13 protein-coding genes and 1 pseudogene are annotated in these 16,715 nt (G+C 72.9%); 7 read left to right on the top strand and 7 right to left on the bottom strand.

Going from position 1 to position 16,715, the window contains the following annotated elements; translation table 11 throughout:
* Positions 1–31: 31 nt before the first annotated feature.
* Positions 32–2,104 (bottom strand): DNA gyrase/topoisomerase IV subunit B, encoded by a 2,073-nt coding sequence (locus ABD823_RS29295; protein WP_344865233.1) that lies wholly within the window; start codon positions 2,102–2,104, stop codon positions 32–34.
* A 237-nt stretch (positions 2,105–2,341) separates the two neighbouring features.
* Here ABD823_RS29295 and ABD823_RS29290 point away from each other — a divergent pair, with 237 nt between their 5' ends.
* Entirely contained in the window at positions 2,342–2,572 is a 231-nt protein-coding gene (locus ABD823_RS29290) for a DUF7455 domain-containing protein (protein ID WP_344865231.1), read from the top strand.
* A 17-nt stretch (positions 2,573–2,589) separates the two neighbouring features.
* Here the strand turns inward: ABD823_RS29290 and ABD823_RS29285 are convergent, their stop codons facing one another.
* Complete coding sequence (locus ABD823_RS29285) at positions 2,590–3,411, bottom strand: GNAT family N-acetyltransferase (RefSeq protein WP_344865229.1); 822 nt, start codon at positions 3,409–3,411, stop codon at positions 2,590–2,592.
* Positions 3,412–3,507: 96 nt separating this feature from the next.
* Here ABD823_RS29285 and ABD823_RS29280 point away from each other — a divergent pair, with 96 nt between their 5' ends.
* Positions 3,508–4,242 (top strand): YaaA family protein, encoded by a 735-nt coding sequence (locus ABD823_RS29280; RefSeq protein WP_344865227.1) that lies wholly within the window; start codon positions 3,508–3,510, stop codon positions 4,240–4,242.
* A gap of 231 nt (positions 4,243–4,473) precedes the next feature.
* Here the strand turns inward: ABD823_RS29280 and ABD823_RS29275 are convergent, their stop codons facing one another.
* Entirely contained in the window at positions 4,474–6,114 is a 1,641-nt protein-coding gene (locus tag ABD823_RS29275; protein ID WP_344865225.1) for an RNA polymerase sigma factor, read from the bottom strand.
* Between the two features lie 242 nt (positions 6,115–6,356).
* Positions 6,357–8,450: a SpoIIE family protein phosphatase gene (locus tag ABD823_RS29270; RefSeq protein ID WP_344865223.1), complete on the bottom strand. Its 2,094-nt coding sequence runs from the start codon at positions 8,448–8,450 to the stop codon at positions 6,357–6,359.
* 674 nt (positions 8,451–9,124) lie between these two features.
* Between ABD823_RS29270 and ABD823_RS29265 the strand changes: the two genes are divergently transcribed.
* From ABD823_RS29265 to ABD823_RS29245, 5 genes are all read left to right on the top strand, one after another.
* Positions 9,125–9,370, top strand: a complete 246-nt coding sequence (locus tag ABD823_RS29265) for a hypothetical protein (RefSeq protein WP_344865221.1) — start codon at positions 9,125–9,127, stop codon at positions 9,368–9,370.
* Positions 9,371–9,720: 350 nt separating this feature from the next.
* On the top strand, positions 9,721–11,238 hold the full coding sequence (locus ABD823_RS29260; protein ID WP_344865269.1) for a hypothetical protein: 1,518 nt from the start codon (positions 9,721–9,723) through the stop codon (positions 11,236–11,238).
* A 9-nt stretch (positions 11,239–11,247) separates the two neighbouring features.
* Entirely contained in the window at positions 11,248–12,003 is a 756-nt protein-coding gene (locus ABD823_RS29255) for a LamB/YcsF family protein (RefSeq protein WP_344865219.1), read from the top strand.
* Entirely contained in the window at positions 12,000–12,641 is a 642-nt protein-coding gene (locus tag ABD823_RS29250; RefSeq protein ID WP_344865217.1) for a 5-oxoprolinase subunit B family protein, read from the top strand. The genes ABD823_RS29255 and ABD823_RS29250 overlap by 4 nt, the downstream gene beginning before the upstream one ends.
* Before the next feature lie 82 nt (positions 12,642–12,723).
* Positions 12,724–13,569, top strand: coding sequence for a 5-oxoprolinase subunit C family protein (locus ABD823_RS29245; RefSeq protein WP_344865215.1), 846 nt, complete (start codon positions 12,724–12,726; stop codon positions 13,567–13,569).
* Positions 13,570–13,634: 65 nt separating this feature from the next.
* Here ABD823_RS29245 and ABD823_RS29240 read toward each other — a convergent pair whose 3' ends face one another.
* From ABD823_RS29240 to ABD823_RS29230, 3 genes and pseudogenes are all read right to left on the bottom strand, one after another.
* Positions 13,635–14,726: a winged helix DNA-binding domain-containing protein gene (locus ABD823_RS29240; protein ID WP_344865213.1), complete on the bottom strand. Its 1,092-nt coding sequence runs from the start codon at positions 14,724–14,726 to the stop codon at positions 13,635–13,637.
* Positions 14,727–14,761: 35 nt separating this feature from the next.
* Positions 14,762–16,480, bottom strand: coding sequence for an ABC transporter family substrate-binding protein (locus ABD823_RS29235; protein WP_344865211.1), 1,719 nt, complete (start codon positions 16,478–16,480; stop codon positions 14,762–14,764).
* Between the two features lie 16 nt (positions 16,481–16,496).
* Positions 16,497–16,715, bottom strand: a pseudogene (locus tag ABD823_RS29230) (peptide ABC transporter ATP-binding protein); the annotation flags it as partial.

The following is a 16,715-nucleotide window of genomic DNA, read 5'->3' as shown; positions in this document are numbered from 1 at the left end:
GGGATCTCCGGGAGGGCCGCCCGGCCGCAGGTCAGGCGTCGATCTGGTCGCGGTCGATCGCGGCCGCGTTGCCGACGATGAACTCCCGGCGCGGGGCCACGTCGCTGCCCATGAGGAGGTCGAAGATGCGCTCGGCCTCCGCCGCGTCCTCGATCCGGACCCGGCGCAGGGTCCGGTGCCGGGGTTCCATGGTGGTCTCCGCCAGCTGGTCGGCGTCCATCTCGCCGAGACCCTTGTAGCGCTGGACCGGGTCCTTCCACCGCTTGCCGCGGCGCTCGAGGTCGGCCAGGACGCGGTGGAGCTCGGCGTCGGAGTAGCAGTAGACGTACTTCTCCTTGCCCCTGCCCGGATTGAGGATCTCGATCCGGTGCAGCGGCGGGACGGCGGCGAAGACCCGGCCCGCCTCCACCAGCGGCCGCATGTAGCGGTGGAACAGGGTCAGCAGCAGGCACCGGATGTGGGCGCCGTCGACGTCCGCGTCGGCCATCAGGATGACCTTGCCGTACCGCGCGGCTTCGAGGTCGAACGACCGCCCGGAGCCGGCCCCGATGACCTGGATGATCGCCGCGCACTCGGCGTTCTTCAGCATGTCGGAGACGGAGGCCTTCTGCACGTTCAGGATCTTGCCGCGGATCGGCAGCAGCGCCTGGAACTCCGAGTCGCGGGCCGCGCGGGCGGTGCCCAGCGCCGAGTCGCCCTCTACGATGAACAGCTCGCTGCGGTCGACGTCGTCGCTGCGGCAGTCGACCAGTTTGGCCGGGAGCGCGGAGTTCTCCAGGGCGGTCTTGCGCCGCTGGTTGTCGCGGTGCTCCCGGGCCGCGATGCGGGCCTTGGCCGCGGCGGCGATCTTCTCCAGGACCGCGCGCAACTGCGGCTTGAGCGCGCGCGACGGGTTGGCGAAGCGCTCCTTGAGCTCCTTGGAGACGACGTGGGAGACGATCCTGCTGGCCGCCGCCGTGCCCAGGACCTCCTTGGTCTGCCCTTCGAACTGCGGCTCGGGCACCCGGACGGTCACCACCGCGGTGAGCCCCTCCAGGATGTCCTCCCGGGTGACCGGGGCGTCGTTGGCCTTGAGCAGGCGGGTCTCCCTGAGCTGCTCGTTCAGCGTGCGGACCAGGGCGCGCTCGAACCCGCTGACGTGGGTGCCCCCCTTCGGGGTGGCGATCACGTTGACGAAGGAGCGCACGGTGGCGTCGTAGCCCTTGCCCCAGCGCAGCGCCACGTCCACGGTGAGCTCGCGCTGGATCTCGGTGGGGGTCATGTGGCCCAGGTCGTCGAGGACGGGGACGGTCTCGTGGAAGTGGCCGACCCCCTGCAGGCGCAGCACCTCGCAGACGGCCTCGTCGCGGGCCAGGAACTCGGTGAACTCGGAGATGCCGCCGTCGAAGCGGAACTCCTCCTCGGACGGCTCCTCCCCCCGGCTGTCGCGCACGGTCAGGGTCAGGCCGGGCACCAGGAACGCGGTCTGCCGGAGCCGGACGTGGATCTCGTCGAGGGAGACCTCGGCCTCGGGCAGGAAGATCTGGCGGTCCGCCCAGAAGCGGACGCGGGTGCCGGTGGCGGCGCGGTCGAGCGGCCCGCCGTCGCGCAGGCCCGACTTCTTCTTGAACTTGGCGGTGGGCCCGTCGCCGTCGAAGATCCCGGGGACGCCCCGGCGGAAGCTGATCTGGTGGGTCCGGCCCTCGCGGTCGACCTCGACGTCCAGCCGGGAGGACAGGGCGTTCACCACGGAGGCGCCGACGCCGTGCAGACCGCCGGAGGCGGCGTAGGAGCCGCCGCCGAACTTGCCGCCGGCGTGGAGCTTGGTGTAGACGAGCTCGACACCGGCCAGGCCGCTCTTGGGCTCGATGTCGACGGGGATGCCGCGCCCGTTGTCCCGCACCTCGATCGAGCCGTCGGGGTGGAGCTCGACCTCGATGCGCGTGCAGTGGCCCGCCAGGGCCTCGTCGACCCCGTTGTCCACGATCTCCCAGAGACAATGCATGAGACCGCGGCTGTCGGTGGACCCGATGTACATGCCCGGGCGCTTGCGGACGGCTTCGAGCCCTTCCAGCACCGACAGATGACGGGCCGTATAACCCGCCTCCGTGCTAACTGCGGTCACACCCACTCCCTATCCTCGAACACGTGTGCGCAGCTTACCGTTTTCCCGCGGCAGCGCGTCCCAGCTTGCCAGGAGGAGCCGGTCCGCGTTACCCGCGGCGAGACCCTCGTCACCACCGGCGACATTCCGCTCTCGGCGTACTCGCGGGCCGGTTGGGAACGTCCGCATCGGGTTAGATGTTGTCTCAAGTGACTGACGCCCGATCCCCCACGTCGGGGATGACCCGAAAGGCGATACGTGACTGGAGCACTCGCCCCCGCCAAGCCTCTGAAGGCCACGGACCGCTGCGACCGGTGTGGCGCCCAGGCTTACATCCGCGCAACCCTTCCTGTCGGTGGGGAGCTGCTGTTCTGCGCCCACCACGGGCGGCAGCACATCGCCGTGCTGAGGGACAGGGGCGCCGACATCCAGGACGAGTCGGCACGCCTGAGCGCGACCCCCGCAACCGCACGCAACGACGAACGCTAAGACCATCGGGGTCCGCATCAGCGGACCCGATAGTGATATCGGCCCGACACCGTGAAGCCCAGCCGCTCGTAGAGCGACCGGGCCGCGGTGTTGGTCTCCACCACGACGAGATACGCCCGCTCAGCGCCCTGTTCCCGCCCATGCGAGAGCAGGGCGTTCAGCATGCGCAGCCCGTGGCCGCGCCGGCGCGCGTGCGCCGCCGTGGCCATGCAGTAGATCCCGAGCCACTCCCCCTGGACGACGCCCCTCCCGACGGCCTCGCCGTCGATCGATCCGTAGACGGCCGGCGTCCCGGTGAGGATCCGCACGGCCGTCTCCCGGGCCTCCTCGCCGCCCCTGCCGTCCACCTCCCACCACACGTCCAGCCACCGGCGGTCAGGCTCCGCCGCGAGCCGGACCTGCGGGACCGAGCCGTCCTCCGGCCCGCGGGCCGTCCCGTCCCGCGCCGGGGCCGCCGCCCTCCGGGCGTCCACGGGCCCGCCACCGGCCTCCCGGGGGGTCGCGGCGCCGCCGTCCGCCGCCGTCCCGGCGCACGCCAGCGGCGCGGTCATCACCAGCGTCGGGTCCACCAGCCGGTAGCCGCGCGCCCGGAGCAGGCCGTCCAGACCGGGGGCCGCCCCCATGCCGACGGAGAACACACAGGGCAGTCCCCGCTCCGCGTAGAACTTCTCCGCCTCGTCCACGGCCGCCTCCGGGTCCTCCCGCTCCCCCAGCGGCAGCACCGAGTTGGCGCGCTTGGTCACCCCGCCCGCGGCGCGCAGCGTCCACCCGCCCGCGGCCACCCGTTCGGCGGCCGGCCACGCCTGGTCCACGAGCCGGTCGAACACCTCGTCCGTCACGACATATGATCATAGGTCTCCACGTGATCCGGCGCGCACCGGCCCGGGTGGACCGCCGGGTCACCCTGCCCCTGGACGGCCCCTAAGCTCGCAACCGTGCTGATTCTGCTGCCTCCGTCGGAGGGCAAGGCCGCGGCGGGCGACGGGCCCGCCCTCGACCTGTCCGCGCTGAGCTTCCCGTCCCTGCCCCGGCGGACCGCGCTGGACGCGCTGAGCGCGCTGTGCGAGCGCCCGGAGGCGCGATCCGTGCTCGGCCTCTCGGAGGGCCTGGGCCACGAGGTCGCCCGCAACAGGCGGCTGAGGACCGCCCCCACGCTGACGGCAGCCGAGCTCTACACCGGGGTGCTCTACGACAACCTCGGCCTGGCCTCGCTGTCCGCGGAGGCCGGCGCCCGCGCCGCGGAGAGCCTGCTGATCTTCTCCGGGTTGTGGGGACTGCTCCGCACCACCGACCGCGTCCCGCCGTACCGGCTGTCCATGGGTGTGAAGCTGCCGCCGATCGGCAACCTGGCGGCCTTCTGGCGCCGCGCGCTCACCCCCCTGCTGGACGAGGAGCCCGGCCTGGTCGTGGACCTGCGCTCCAGCACCTACGCGGCCGCCTGGCGGCCGGGCGACCGGGCGGTGGCGGTGCGCGTGCTCAAGGACGGCAAGGTCGTCAGCCACATGGCCAAGGCGACCCGGGGCGCGGTCGCCCGCTCCCTGCTGGAGTCCGGCGCCGACCCGCGGAGCCCGGACGAGCTGGCCAAGCTCCTCGGCGACCTCGGGCACGTGGTCGCCCTGGGCCCGGCCCCGGGCGGCAGGCGCCCGTGGACCCTCGACGTCATGGTGTGACGGCGCGGGGCCCGCCGGAACCACCGGGCCTGACTCCTCCGGGAAGGGCCGGGGCGACCGGCCGCCCCGGCCGCGGACGGGCGCCGGTGCGCCTCGGGCCGTCACGGAGCAGGCGCCCGGACACGCGGAAGCGGCCCGCACCGGTCGGTGCGGGCCGCTCCTGCTTCGCTCTCCTTCGCCGGGCGCTCCCCCGCCCGTGCTCCGGCCCGCCGGACGGCGGGCCGGGAGCCACTAGTCCAGATAGTCGCGCAGGACCTGGGAACGGGACGGGTGGCGGAGCTTGGACATGGTCTTCGACTCGATCTGGCGGATGCGCTCGCGCGTCACCCCGTAGACCTTGCCGATCTCGTCCAGGGTCTTCGGCTGCCCGTCGGTGAGGCCGAACCGCATGGAGACGACGCCCGCCTCGCGCTCGGACAGCGTGTCCAGGACGGAGTGGAGCTGCTCCTGCAGCAGCGTGAAGCTGACCGCGTCCGCGGGCACGATCGCCTCGGAGTCCTCGATGAGGTCGCCGAACTCGCTGTCGCCCTCCTCGCCCAGCGGGGTGTGCAGGGAGATCGGCTCGCGGCCGTACTTCTGGACCTCGATGACCTTCTCGGGGGTCATGTCGAGCTCGCGGGCCAGCTCCTCGGGAGTGGGCTCGCGGCCGAGGTCCTGCAGCATCTGCCGCTGGACGCGGGCCAGCTTGTTGATGACCTCCACCATGTGGACCGGGATGCGGATGGTCCGCGCCTGGTCGGCCATGGCACGGGTGATCGCCTGCCGGATCCACCACGTGGCGTAGGTCGAGAACTTGTAGCCCTTGGTGTAGTCGAACTTCTCGACCGCGCGGATCAGGCCCAGGTTGCCCTCCTGGATCAGGTCCAGGAAGAGCATGCCGCGGCCGGTGTAGCGCTTGGCCAGCGAGACCACCAGGCGGAGGTTGGCCTCCAGCAGGTGGTTCTTGGCCCGGCGGCCGTCCTCGGCGATCCACTCCAGCTCGGCGCGGACGTCCACCGGCAGCTTGTCGCCCTCGGTGGCGAGCTGCTCCTCGGCGAACAGGCCGGCCTCGATGCGCTTGGCCAGCTCGACCTCCTGCTCGGCGTTGAGCAGGGGGACCTTGCCGATCTGCTTGAGGTAGTCCTTGACCGGGTCGGCGGTGGCCCCGGCCGCGGCGACCTGCGCCACGGGGGCGTCGTCGTCGTCGTCGGAGAGGATCAGGACCTCGTCGTCGCCCTGCACGGCACCCTCGGCACCGGGCTTGGCCTCCTCGTCGGTCTCGTCGGCCTCGACCTCCGCCTCGGCCTCGACGTCCTCGACCTCCACCTCGAGATCGAAGTCCTCGATCTCGACGTCCTCGAGGTCGAGCTCCTCCTCGTCCTCCCCCACGACAGCCTTCGGCTTCGGCTCGGCCTTGGGCGCGGGCTTGTCGGGACCGGTGCTCTTGGCCGGCCCGGAGGCGGGCTTCTTCGCCGCCGGAGCGGCCTTCTTCGCAGGGGCCGGCTTGGCCGGGGCGGCGGGCTTCTTGGGCGCGGCCTCGGAACCGCCGACGACCGCGGTGACGGTCTCGGGCTGCTGCTCCTTGGCCGCCGCGGCGGCGGTCTTGGTCTTCTTGACCGGAGCGGCCGTGGCGGGAGTGCGGCGCTTGCTCGAAGCCCTGGACTTCTTGGGGCCCGCGGAGTCCTCAGCAGTCAGTCGTACGGTGATGCCCTCTTTGCTGAGGCTGCGCAGGATCCCAGCGACCTGCGCCATCGGGATGTCCGCTTCCTCGACGGCCTTGCGGACATCCTCGGACTCGAGGAACCCCTGCGAGCGTCCCCGCTCCATCAGCTGCTGAATGACGGGCTCGTTCAGCTCGGATGGCTTCGAGCGAGTCGAACTTGCAGGCGACACGAACACCTCTCGAAGGAAAGCGTGACGAGAATGGACTCAGATGCCCGCTAGGGGCGGATGCCTCTAGTTGTTGGTCAGAGAGGCCGCACGAACCGCGACGCACCTGTCCAGCATTCTGACATGACACCGTGATCCAAACGGCCGCCTCCTGGCGGTTGCCCTCCACCCTAGGCCGACAGAGACAGTAGTGCGTACGGAAGCGGAGCACCGATATCCGAAAGCAACCCTTATGACTGTTTCATTCAGTCACTCTTCGTGGTTGGAGGAACATGAATTGCAAGCACCGTGACGTCGTCATCCTGCTCATACCCCGCCAGCATGCGATCCACCAGGAAATCCAACAACATATGGGGGTTCCCGACAACTTCCGGTGGAGCTTCGGTCACGACAGAGCAAAGCTCTGCGAGCCCGGCGTCCAGTCCGCGCTTGCGGTTCTCCACCAGACCGTCCGAGTACAGGACGGCGGTGTGGCCCGGCGGGACGCAGAAGCGGAACTGGCGGCGGCTCGCCGGCCAGCCGAGCGGCGTGCCCGGCTCCCCCTCGCACAGCAGCGGCACGCCCTGCGGTGAGACCAGCAGGGGCGGCGGATGACCGGCCAGGGCCAGCGTGCCCTCGCCCGTCCCGGGCTCCACCACCATGTAGGCCAGGGTGGTGACCTGCTCCTCCTCCTCGGTCGCCTCGAAGACGCGGTCCAGGCCGGTGAGGACCGCCGCGGGCGGCGGGTTGGTCAGCGCCAGCGCCCGCATCGCGTTGCGGATGCGGCCCATCCCCGCCGCGGCCTTGACGCCCTTGCCCATGACGTCGCCCACCACGGCCGCGACCCGGCCGTCCTGCAGGACGAACGCGTCGTACCAGTCGCCGCCCACCTGCACGTGGCGGCTGCCGGAGCGGAACCGCTGGGCGAGCATGAGCCCGCGCACCACCGGCAGGCGGTCCGGCAGCAGGCTGCGCTGGAGCGTCTCCGCGGTGCGGTGCTCCCGCTCGAACAGCGTGGCCCGCTCGACGGCGAGCGCGCACTGCCCGGCGAGCGCCTCCAGGAAGACGCCGTCCTCCTGGGAGATCTTCTGCGGGCGGGTGAAGGCGAACCGCAGCGCGCCCAGGGCCCGGCCCGCGGCCAGCAGCGGCAGCCCCACCCAGGCCCGCTCGTCGCTGTGCTCCAGGAAGCCGCGGATGGCCTCCTCCTCGCCCCCGGCGTCCACCAGCTGGGTGACCAGGCTCTCCGGCGACTCCGCGAAGACCGGGCGGCGGCTGTTGACCGCCATCGTCATCACGCTGGTGTGCGAGAGCGGCAGCTCCTCGCCCGGCGCGCCCGGGACGTCCGGGATGCCGCCGCTGTTGACGAGCTTCAGCGCGGCCCGGTCGGCGTCGAGCAGCGCCACCGCCGAGCGGTCGGCGGCCAGCGCCGTACGGCCCACGTCGATGATGACCTGGACGACCTGCTCCACGGTCAGCGCCTCGGCGAGCTGCGCGGTGGCCCCCTGCAGCCGCGCGGTCCGCAGCGCGGCCGCGCCGAGCTGGTCGGTCAGCCGGCCGCGCATCTCCTCGGCCTCGCGCTGCGGGGTGACGTCGGTGTTCGCCCCGACCCACTCGACCACCCGGCCGTGCCGGACGATGGGCACGGCGCGCACCTCGAAGTGGCGGTAGCCGCTGGCCCGGGTGCGGACCCGGTAGCTCCACTCGAACATGGTCCGGCCGCGCAGCGCCTCCCTCCACGCCTCCTCGGTGTGCGCGCGGTCGTCCGGGTGGACCGCCTCCAGCCAGCCGCCCTCGAGGTATTCCTCGAGCCCCTGGCCGGTGATGGCGCGCCACTGCGGCGCGTCCTCCTGGACCGCGCCGTTCGGCGCGGTGATCCACACGAGCTGCGACTGCGCCTCGACGAGCGACCGGTAGCGCTCCTCGCTGCGCCGCAGCCCCTCCTCCACGAGCCTGCTCCCGGTGACGTCGACGCCCACCAGGCAGACGGCGCGCAGCACGCCCTTGTCGTCGTGGACCGGCGAGAAGGTCAGGGACCAGTGGCGGGTCTCCCCCTCGGCCGTGCGCACCCGCACCCGCTGGTCGGCCTCGGCCTCCCCTCCCCCCGCGACGGCGCGGACGGCGCCCTCGATCAGGGCCGCGAGGTCGGCGGAGAGCAGCTCACCGGGGGCGCGGCCGAGCAGCCGCTCGGACGGCAGCCCCACCATTCCGGCGAAGAGCTCGTCCACCCGCTGGAACCGGCCGGCGGGGTCGAAGAAGGCGAAGGCGAACGGCGACTCCGCCAGCAGGCCCTGCAGCAGGCCGGAGTCCGAGATGTCCACACCCGACTCCCGGGGACGGGGCACGGAGGTTTCGGCGCTCATGGTCGGCACCTCCGTCGCGTGCCAGGGTCTCCCACGAGGCACATCTCCAAACTTGCGAATTGGCGTAGCGCAGCTCCGGGAACCGGATCCTGCAGTACATCATCGGCGATGGGCGTCTGCGGGCGGAAGTCCCGCCCGCGATGCGACGAGCATCCCCGGCCCGAGGACCAGGGTCTTCCACGGTAACGCGCCGGGGACCGGCGCGAGAGGTCCTCGCCCCGCACGACCGGCGGGCCCCCCTCCGGGGCCCGTGGACGCCCCGCCCCCGCCGGAACGCGGATCCCGCGGCCTCCCGCCCCCATCACCACGGGAGACGGCGGGGACCTCGCGTCCCCGCCGCGCCCTCGGCGCACCCTGGCGGTCACCGCCGGCGCGTTCGAGCGCTCGCGGCCAGGACCCTAGCAGGATCGAGCCGGACCGTCCCGACAACCGCCCACCTCGCCTCCTCCGACCACCCGGGCAAGATCAGCCTACTGACTCGCCCCCGATTTGGCTTCCCCTTCGGAGAGGCATTCTTTACTTCTTCCCCTCGCGCAGTGGTCAACACTGAAGTCAGCTTTCCCCCTCGCCCTCCGGAGGGTTGACAGCCGCACGATAAGTTGTGGAATGAAGACGCACGTCCCCGTCGTCCGTCCGGGGGTTGTCCCCGGTGATCCCGGAGGAATGTGACAGCCATGACAGCTCTCGCCACCCGCTCCGCCCGCAGTGCGACCACCGCACTCCACGAGCCCGTGAGCCGTCGCCTGGCCGCCGAGTTCCTCACCGTCCCGCCCGGCACCATCGACCGCTGTGTGGCCGACGTCTGCGCCTGCACCGAGCATCTCGGCGTCGAGGCCACCCCCGAGATCGTCGAGCGGGTCGCCCGCGAGCACCTGCTCGCGATCGTCAACTCCGCGCCGCCGCCGCGGAGTCCCCGGTAACATCGGGATCACCGAGCCGCGTTCCGCCCACCCTGCGGCCCGGGAACGCGAGAAGGTTGGAACGTGAGCGAGCGCGGCGGGCGAACCGATGAGCACGGGCAGCATCCGCGAGTGCGGACTCCACGCCGCAGGCGGGGAAGCCGCATGAGCGAGCGCAGCGAGCGGACCAACGAGCACGGCGGCATCCGCGGATGCGAACTCCACGCCCCGGACGAGGAGGGCGCATGAACGGGTGGTTCGATGAGTGACGACGGCCTGAGGTCCGCACGGTCGACGGAGGAGGCCGGGTGAGCCGCCGACACCGCAGGGACCCGCGGGAGATCCACGCCCCGGACGAGGTGTTCGCCGAGATGCTGCTGGCCGCGCGCGAACTGCTCGCCGTGCGGAGCCCGCTGGACGCCGAGCTCATGGTCTCCGACATGATCGGCGCCTGGTGGGGGCGGCGGCTGCGGCGCGGGGACGCCGAGCAGGTCCTCGGCGAGGGACTGGTCGACTACGCCGCCAAGGCGGGCACGCCCGCCGCGCTGACCCTGCTGATCGCGCTGGCCTACCTCGGCACCGCCCGGCAGGCGGCCAAGGCGGAGGGCGCGGCGCTGGCGCTCATCGAGCGCGACGTGGCCCGGCCCCGCTGGGCCGACCGGCTGGGTGCGGTCAAGCCGACCGGCTGCTACGTCTCCCGGGACGCCTACGGCGACCAGGACACCGTGGTGTGCACCTTCGGCTACCGGGGCACCGAGAGCGGCGAGAGCGAGGACCGGCACGCGCTCGTCATGGTCGTCGACTACAACATGCGGGGCATCGCCCGCGACGCGTGGGTCTCCTCCCATGTGGACAAGCTGCTGGAGCAGGCCAGGGCCGAGGCCGAGGCCAGCCCGATGCTCCGGTTCGAGGAGATCGAGCCCCAGCAGGCCAGGGCGCTGCTGGAGTCGGCCATGAAGGCCACGGCGGACTACGGCGACCGCAGGACGCTCCCGCCGGTCAGCGACAGCTACAGCGCCTACCACGCCTTCGCCCGCTCCCGGATCAAGGCGCTCCCGCCGGGCCGCAAGCGCCCCGCCCCGCTGCACAGCGAGGCGCCCTACAGCCGCGACCGCAGGGCCATGCTGGCTGCGGAGTTCCTCTCGTCCGACGCGGCCGAGCATCTGTCGGACCCGTCCGCCGCCTCACGCTGCGCCGACCACATCATCGACTACGGCTGCGACCAGGACTTCGGCCGCCCGCTGCGGGTCAGCCCGACCAAGTGCGAGACGTTCATGCTCGACTGGCTGCCGCGCAAGGTGATGCTGAGCCCCGCCGAGCAGGAGGCGGTGCCGTACGTGCTGTCGGCGTGGGCGCGCTTCACCGCGCCGCGCACCGGGCTGTCGGACGAGGCGCTGCGCGCGACGCTCGACGGGATCTGGGAGGCGACGGCCCGGTTCGCCGAGGCCTACCGCGACCCGACGACCTTCGGCCTGGAGCGCGACCTGGTGGAGCGGCTGCTGCCGGACGGCGACCTGTCCGCGCTGGCCCGGCGGGTGTTCGCCTTCCCTTTCCTGCAGGGCGAGCACGGCGAGGTCAAACTCGACCTGCTCAACCCGGCCGACGAGGGCGACCGCCGGCTCCTGCTGGAGATCGACCACGTCGGCGAGCCCGTCCGCCCCGACCACGACGAGCACCTGGCCTGGCACGAGGAGATCGCCGCGCGGCTGTGGGAGGGTGACCCCCCGCAGCTGTGGGAGGCCGCGCAGCGGCTGCTGGACCTCGGCCACGACCGGCACGAGGTGCTGCACGTGCTGATCGAGATCGCCGAGCGGATCGGGGACGACCCGGAGGCGCTGGCCGACGCGCTCGACGACATCGCGGACATCCCCGACGAACCCCCGCTGTAGGCGAGCACCGTGACGATCGATCTCAACGCCGACCTCGGTGAGGGCTACGGCATCTGGACGCTGGGCGACGATCTGGCCCTGCTGGACGTGGTGACCAGCGCGAACGTCGCCTGCGGCTTCCACGCCGGCGACCCGCTGACCATCCGCCGCACCTGCGCGGCCGCGGTCGAGCGGGGGGTGCGGATCGGGGCGCAGGTCTCCTACCGGGACCTGGCCGGGTTCGGGCGCCGCGAGATGGAGGTGGACCCGGAGGAGCTCTGCGCCGAGGTGCTCTACCAACTGGCGGCGGTGGACGGCGTCGCCAGGACCGTGGGGGGCCGCGTCTCCTACGTCAAGCCGCACGGCGCCCTGTACAACAGGGTCTGCCGCGACCCGGAGCAGGCCGAGGCGGTCGTGGCGGCCGTCGCCGACTACGACGGGAGCCTGCCGGTGCTCGGCCTGCCGGGCTCGGTCGTCCACCGGGTCGCCGCCGGCCGGGGGCTGCCCGTCGTCGCCGAGGCCTTCGCCGACCGCGCCTACACGCCCGCCGGGACGCTGGTCCCCCGGCGCGAGCCCGGTGCGGTGATCCACGATCCGGAGACCGTCGTGGCCCGGGCCGTGCGCATGGCCACCGACCGGACGGTGACCGCCGTCGACGGCTCCGAGGTCCCGGTGGACGCCCGCTCGGTCTGCGTGCACGGAGACACCCCCGGCGCCGTACGGCTGGCGCGGGCCGTGCGCGACGGCCTGGTCCGGGCAGGGGTCGCCGTGGAGGCGTTCACGTGAGTGCGGCGGAGGGCGCGGTCGTCCGCCCGGCCGGGGAGCACGGCCTGCTGGTGGAGACCGGGTCGCTGGAGGCCTCGCACCGGCTGGACGCGCTGCTGCGGGCCGACCGCCCCGCGGGGGTCACGGAGATCGTTCCCGGCCCGGCGACCGTGCTGGTCGTCGCGCCGGGCGCCGACCGGACCCGCCTGCGCGCCCGCCTGGCCGAGGCCGCGCGGACGGCGCGCGGCCCGGCTCCGGGCGGCGCCGTCCCGCAGCGGCTGGTCACCGTCCCGGTGGTCTACGACGGCGCCGACCTGGACGACGTGGCCGAGCTGTGCGGGATGACGGCCGAGGAGGTCGTCGAGCGGCACACCGGGCGGGAGCTGGTGGCGGGCTGGCTGGGGTTCGCACCGGGCTTCGCCTACCTGACCGGCCTGGACCCCGCGCTGCACGTGCCGCGGCTGGCCACCCCGAGGACCTCGGTGCCCGCCGGGGCGGTGGCGGTCGCCGGCCCTTACTCCGCGGTCTACCCCTCGGCCTCTCCGGGCGGCTGGCGGCTGCTGGGCCGCTCCCCGATGCCCGTGTGGGACGTGGCCGCCGATCCTCCGGCCGTGCTGACCCCGGGCACCCGGGTGCGTTTCCGGGCGGTCGCCGGATGACCGTCCGCCCCTCCCCTGCCCCCGCCGCGCGCGGCGGATCCGTCCTCGCCGGCCCGGTCCGGCCCGGGCGCCCGGTGGCCGCATGATCGAGGTGGTCGCGCCGGGGCCGTACGCCACGGTGCAGGACCTCGGCCGTCCCGGCTACGGGCATCTCGGGGTGCCCCGCTCCGGGGCCGCCGACGCGCCGAGCCTGAGGCTGGCCAACCGCCTGGTCGGCAACCCGGAGGGCGCGGCCGGGATCGAGCTGACCTTCGGCGGGGCCGTGCTGCGCTTCCTGCGCGGCGCCTGGACCGCGCTGGCCGGCGCCCCCTGCCCCATCGCCCTGGCGGGAGGCTCACCGGGGATGCACGCGCCCTTCTGGGTGCCGGCCGGCGGCGAGCTGCGGGTGGGCACGCCGGCGGCGGGTCTGCGCACCTATCTCGCGGTCCGCGGCGGCATCGACGTGCCGCCGGTCCTGGGCAGCCGCTCGGCGGACTCGCTCTCCGGGCTCGGCCCGGCCCCGCTCGCCCCGGGCCGGGTGCTGCCGGTGGGTCCGACCGGCGCTCTGCCGCCGATCACCGTGGACGCCGCGCCCGCGCGCGGGGGCGCACCGGGTGCGCTGCGGGTGCTGCCCGGGCCCCGGGACGACTGGTTCGCCCCGGGGGCGCTGGCCGCGCTGTGCGCGCAGCCGTACGAGGTGAGCCAGGACAGCAACCGGGTCGGCGTGCGGCTGCTGGGCAGGCCGCTGGAGCGCGCCCGGGAGGGGGAGCTGCCGAGTGAGGGCATGGTGGCGGGCTCCCTGCAGGTGCCGCCCGACGGGCGGCCGATCATCTTCCTCGCCGACCATCCGCCGACCGGCGGCTACCCGGTGATCGCGGTGCTGGCCGCCGCCGGCCTCGCGGCGGCGGCGCAGCTGCGCCCCGGCGACCGGGTCCGCTTCCGGCTGTGAGGGCCGCGGTCGGCGCCCTGCTCGCACGGGGCCGGTCCTTCACGGGTCCGCTCCGAGGGTCTCCCCTACCGGCCCAGCAGGGCCCTGACCCGTTCGACCGCGGCGGCGAGGGCGGCGGCCGGCACGTCCTCGAACAGCTCGACGGCGATCCCGCCGTTCTTCGCCTCCCAGACGCCGGCCACCCGCCCCCGGTGGACCACGACCGGCGAGATCCAGCCCGCGGCGCGGCTGACCTTCGGCCGCGCCGGGGCGGGCAGCAGGGGCTCCAGGTCGCGGGGGGCGCCGAGGATGTACTGGTCGAAGCCGGGCAGCAGGTGCACGCCCTCGGTGGGCGGCGTGGCGGCCAGGTCGTCGAGGTGCTCGGCGAGCACGACCATGGGCCGGCCCTCGATCTCGACCTCGGCCAGCTCCGGGGCGAGGTCGCGGAACCAGCCGCGCAGGACCGCCTTGCGGGAGGCGCCCCGGTAGAGCCACGCGTCGAAGGTCTCGGGGGTGGCCGGGCCGTGGGCGCCGAGGAAGGAGCGGAGCAGGGTCAGGCCGCCCTCCTGCGCCGTGGGCAGGGCGGCGGGCCAGCCGGGCACGTGGTCGCGGGGCCGGGTGAAGGTCACCCTCCCCTCGCGCGGCGGGCCGTAGCACAGCTCGCCGAGGAAGCTGAGCGGTTTGAGCAGGGCGCCCCAGCCGGAGGCGAGTGCCTCCTTCAGGTGCGCGTCACCGGTGATCGCGAGCACGGCCTCGACCAGTTCCTCGCGGGTGAGGGCACGCCCGGCGAGCGCCTCGGGGACGGCGTCGAGCAGGGCGGCCGTCTCCTGTGCGGTGACGCCGTGCCCGCGCTGCCACGCCCCCTTCTCCCAGTGGCGGAACGAGCCGAGGACCGCGGCGTGGGCGGGCAGCTCGTCGGCGGGGACCAGGTGGAGCGTGCCGCGCGCCGTCCAGGTCTTGACCAGCGTGCGGTCGCGCCACAGGGCCTCGTCGATCTCGCCGCGACGCGGCCGCGCCCGCCGTACGGCGACCGCCAGCTCGGCCGACGAGGCCACCTGGACCTGCACGCCGGTCAGCCGCCGGACCACGGAGACCGCGTCGGGCCCGGCCGCCGGATCGACGAACTGCCGCTTCAACCGCCAGGCGAGCACCTGGGGCCAGGTCAGGGGGATAGTCATGATCCCGTTCTACCCGAGCCCGCCGGCGGGCGGGCTCACTGCGTGAAGCCGATGTCCTGGTAGCGCAGGTCGTAGAAGCCGCGGGCGCCGAGGTTGGCGACGGTGTTCTTGACGGCGACGTTCTGCGGGCGCTGGTAGAGCGGGATCACGTTGACCGCCTGCCAGATCAGCTTGTCGGCCGCGTTGGCCTTGGCGACCGCCTGGGCGTGGTCCAGTTCGGCGGTGGCCGCGTCCATCGCGTCGTCGATCTCCTTGGAGCCGATGCGCCCGAGGTTGGCGTTCCACTGCAGGTCGCCCTTGCCGTCCTTGGTCGCGTTGGCGTACTGGCCGTAGCTGCTGGAGACCGGGAAGGGCGTGCCGACGTAGGAAAAGGCCGTGATGTCGTAGTTGCCGGGAATGATGTATTTGGTGAAGTAGTCGTCGCTGGGCACCGACTGGAGGGTGACCTTGACGCCGATCTGCCCCAGCATGTTCTGGACCAGCTCGGCCTCGGACTTGGTCAGCTGCAGGCCCGACGGGGCGACGAAGCGCAGGTTCAGCTCCTTGCCGTCCTTCTTGCGGGTCTGGCCGGAGAGCTTCCACCCCGCCTCGTCCAGCAGCTGCTTGGCCCGCTCGGGGTTGTACCTGCCGATGTCGCCGGCGTTGTCCTGGTAGCCCTCCTGGGTGTTCATGAAGAAGTGGTTGTTCAGCAGGATGATCGGCCAGTCCAGGCCCTGCAGGTCGGACTGGGCGATCACCTGCCGGTTGACGCCCATCGCGACGGCCTGGCGGACCTTCACGTCGGAGAGCATCGCGCTCTCGCCGTTCAGCGTCAGGTGCCGGAAGTCGGGGCCGGCCGCCTGCCGCACGACCGCGTTCGCGGTGTTCTTGGCGCGCTGGTAGTCGGGCGCGGAGGGGCCGACGTCGAAGGTGTCCAGCTCGCCGTTGGTGAAGGCGCCGACCAGCGCGTCGCTCTCCAGGGCCCGGAAGACGATCCGGTCCAGCTTGGCCTTCTCACCCCACCAGGCGTCGTCCCGGTCGACGGTGATGGTCTTGGCCGTCTGGTCGAACCTGCCGAACTTGAACGGGCCCGCGGTGACCGGCATCTTGTTCACCCAGGCGTTGTTGAACGCCTCGGGGGTGTCGTTGGTGCCCCGGGGGTAGAGCGGGATGAACAGCGACTGCCAGTCGCCGAACGGCTTGGCGAAGGTGATGACGACCTCGTGGTCGCTCCTGCCTCTCTTGACGCTCTCGATGTCCTGGTAACCGGTGGTGGTGGCCACGCGGTAGTCGGCGTCCTTGCCGTTCATCGCCTTCCACTGGGCCTCGTAGTCCTGCCAGGTGATCGGCTTGCCGTCGGACCACTTCGCCTTGGGGTTGAGCGTCAGCGTGACGACCTGCTTGGGCGAGGTCGCGGTGAGCTTCGCGGCCGAGACGTAGTCGGTGTTCGGCGAGATCTCGCCCTTCTCGTTCGAGCGGAAGGCCGAGGGCATGAGCGCGTCGATGACCCTCTTCACCATCGCGAGGTTGCCGTCGACGTGGTTGAGGTTCCAGTTGGTCGGATACTCGTTGATGCCCCAGCGCAGCAGCCCGCCGTCCTTGACCCGGTCGCGGGTGACCTGGTTGACGTCGAAGGCCTTGACCGCTCCGCCGCCGCCCGGCGACGCCCCGCCCTCTCCCCCGCCGCCGGGCCCGGTCTGCCCGCAGCCGGCCAGGGCCACCGAACCCGCCATGGTCAGGGCGGCGGCGAACGCCCCCATTCGCCGGACAATCATCACGATTCCTCCTGGTTCATACGACTCTGATCTTCTCCGCGTAGTGGCACGCGGCGCCCTGGTCCTCGTCGAGCGGCCGGATCACGGGCTCCTCGTTCACGCACAGCACCCGCTCCTCGTCGGTCAGCACGTCCCGGAACTTCGGGCAGCGGGTGCGGAACCGGCAGCCCGACGGCGGAGCGGCCGGGCTGGGCAGGTCTCCTTCGAGCAGGATGCGCGTGCGCGCGCGCTCCTT

The sequence above is a fragment of the Planomonospora alba genome (assembly GCF_039534085.1).
GTDB lineage: Bacteria > Actinomycetota > Actinomycetes > Streptosporangiales > Streptosporangiaceae > Planomonospora_B > Planomonospora_B alba.
Note: the sequence above shows the minus strand (reverse complement) of the source record. Positions and strands in the feature narration are given on the sequence as shown.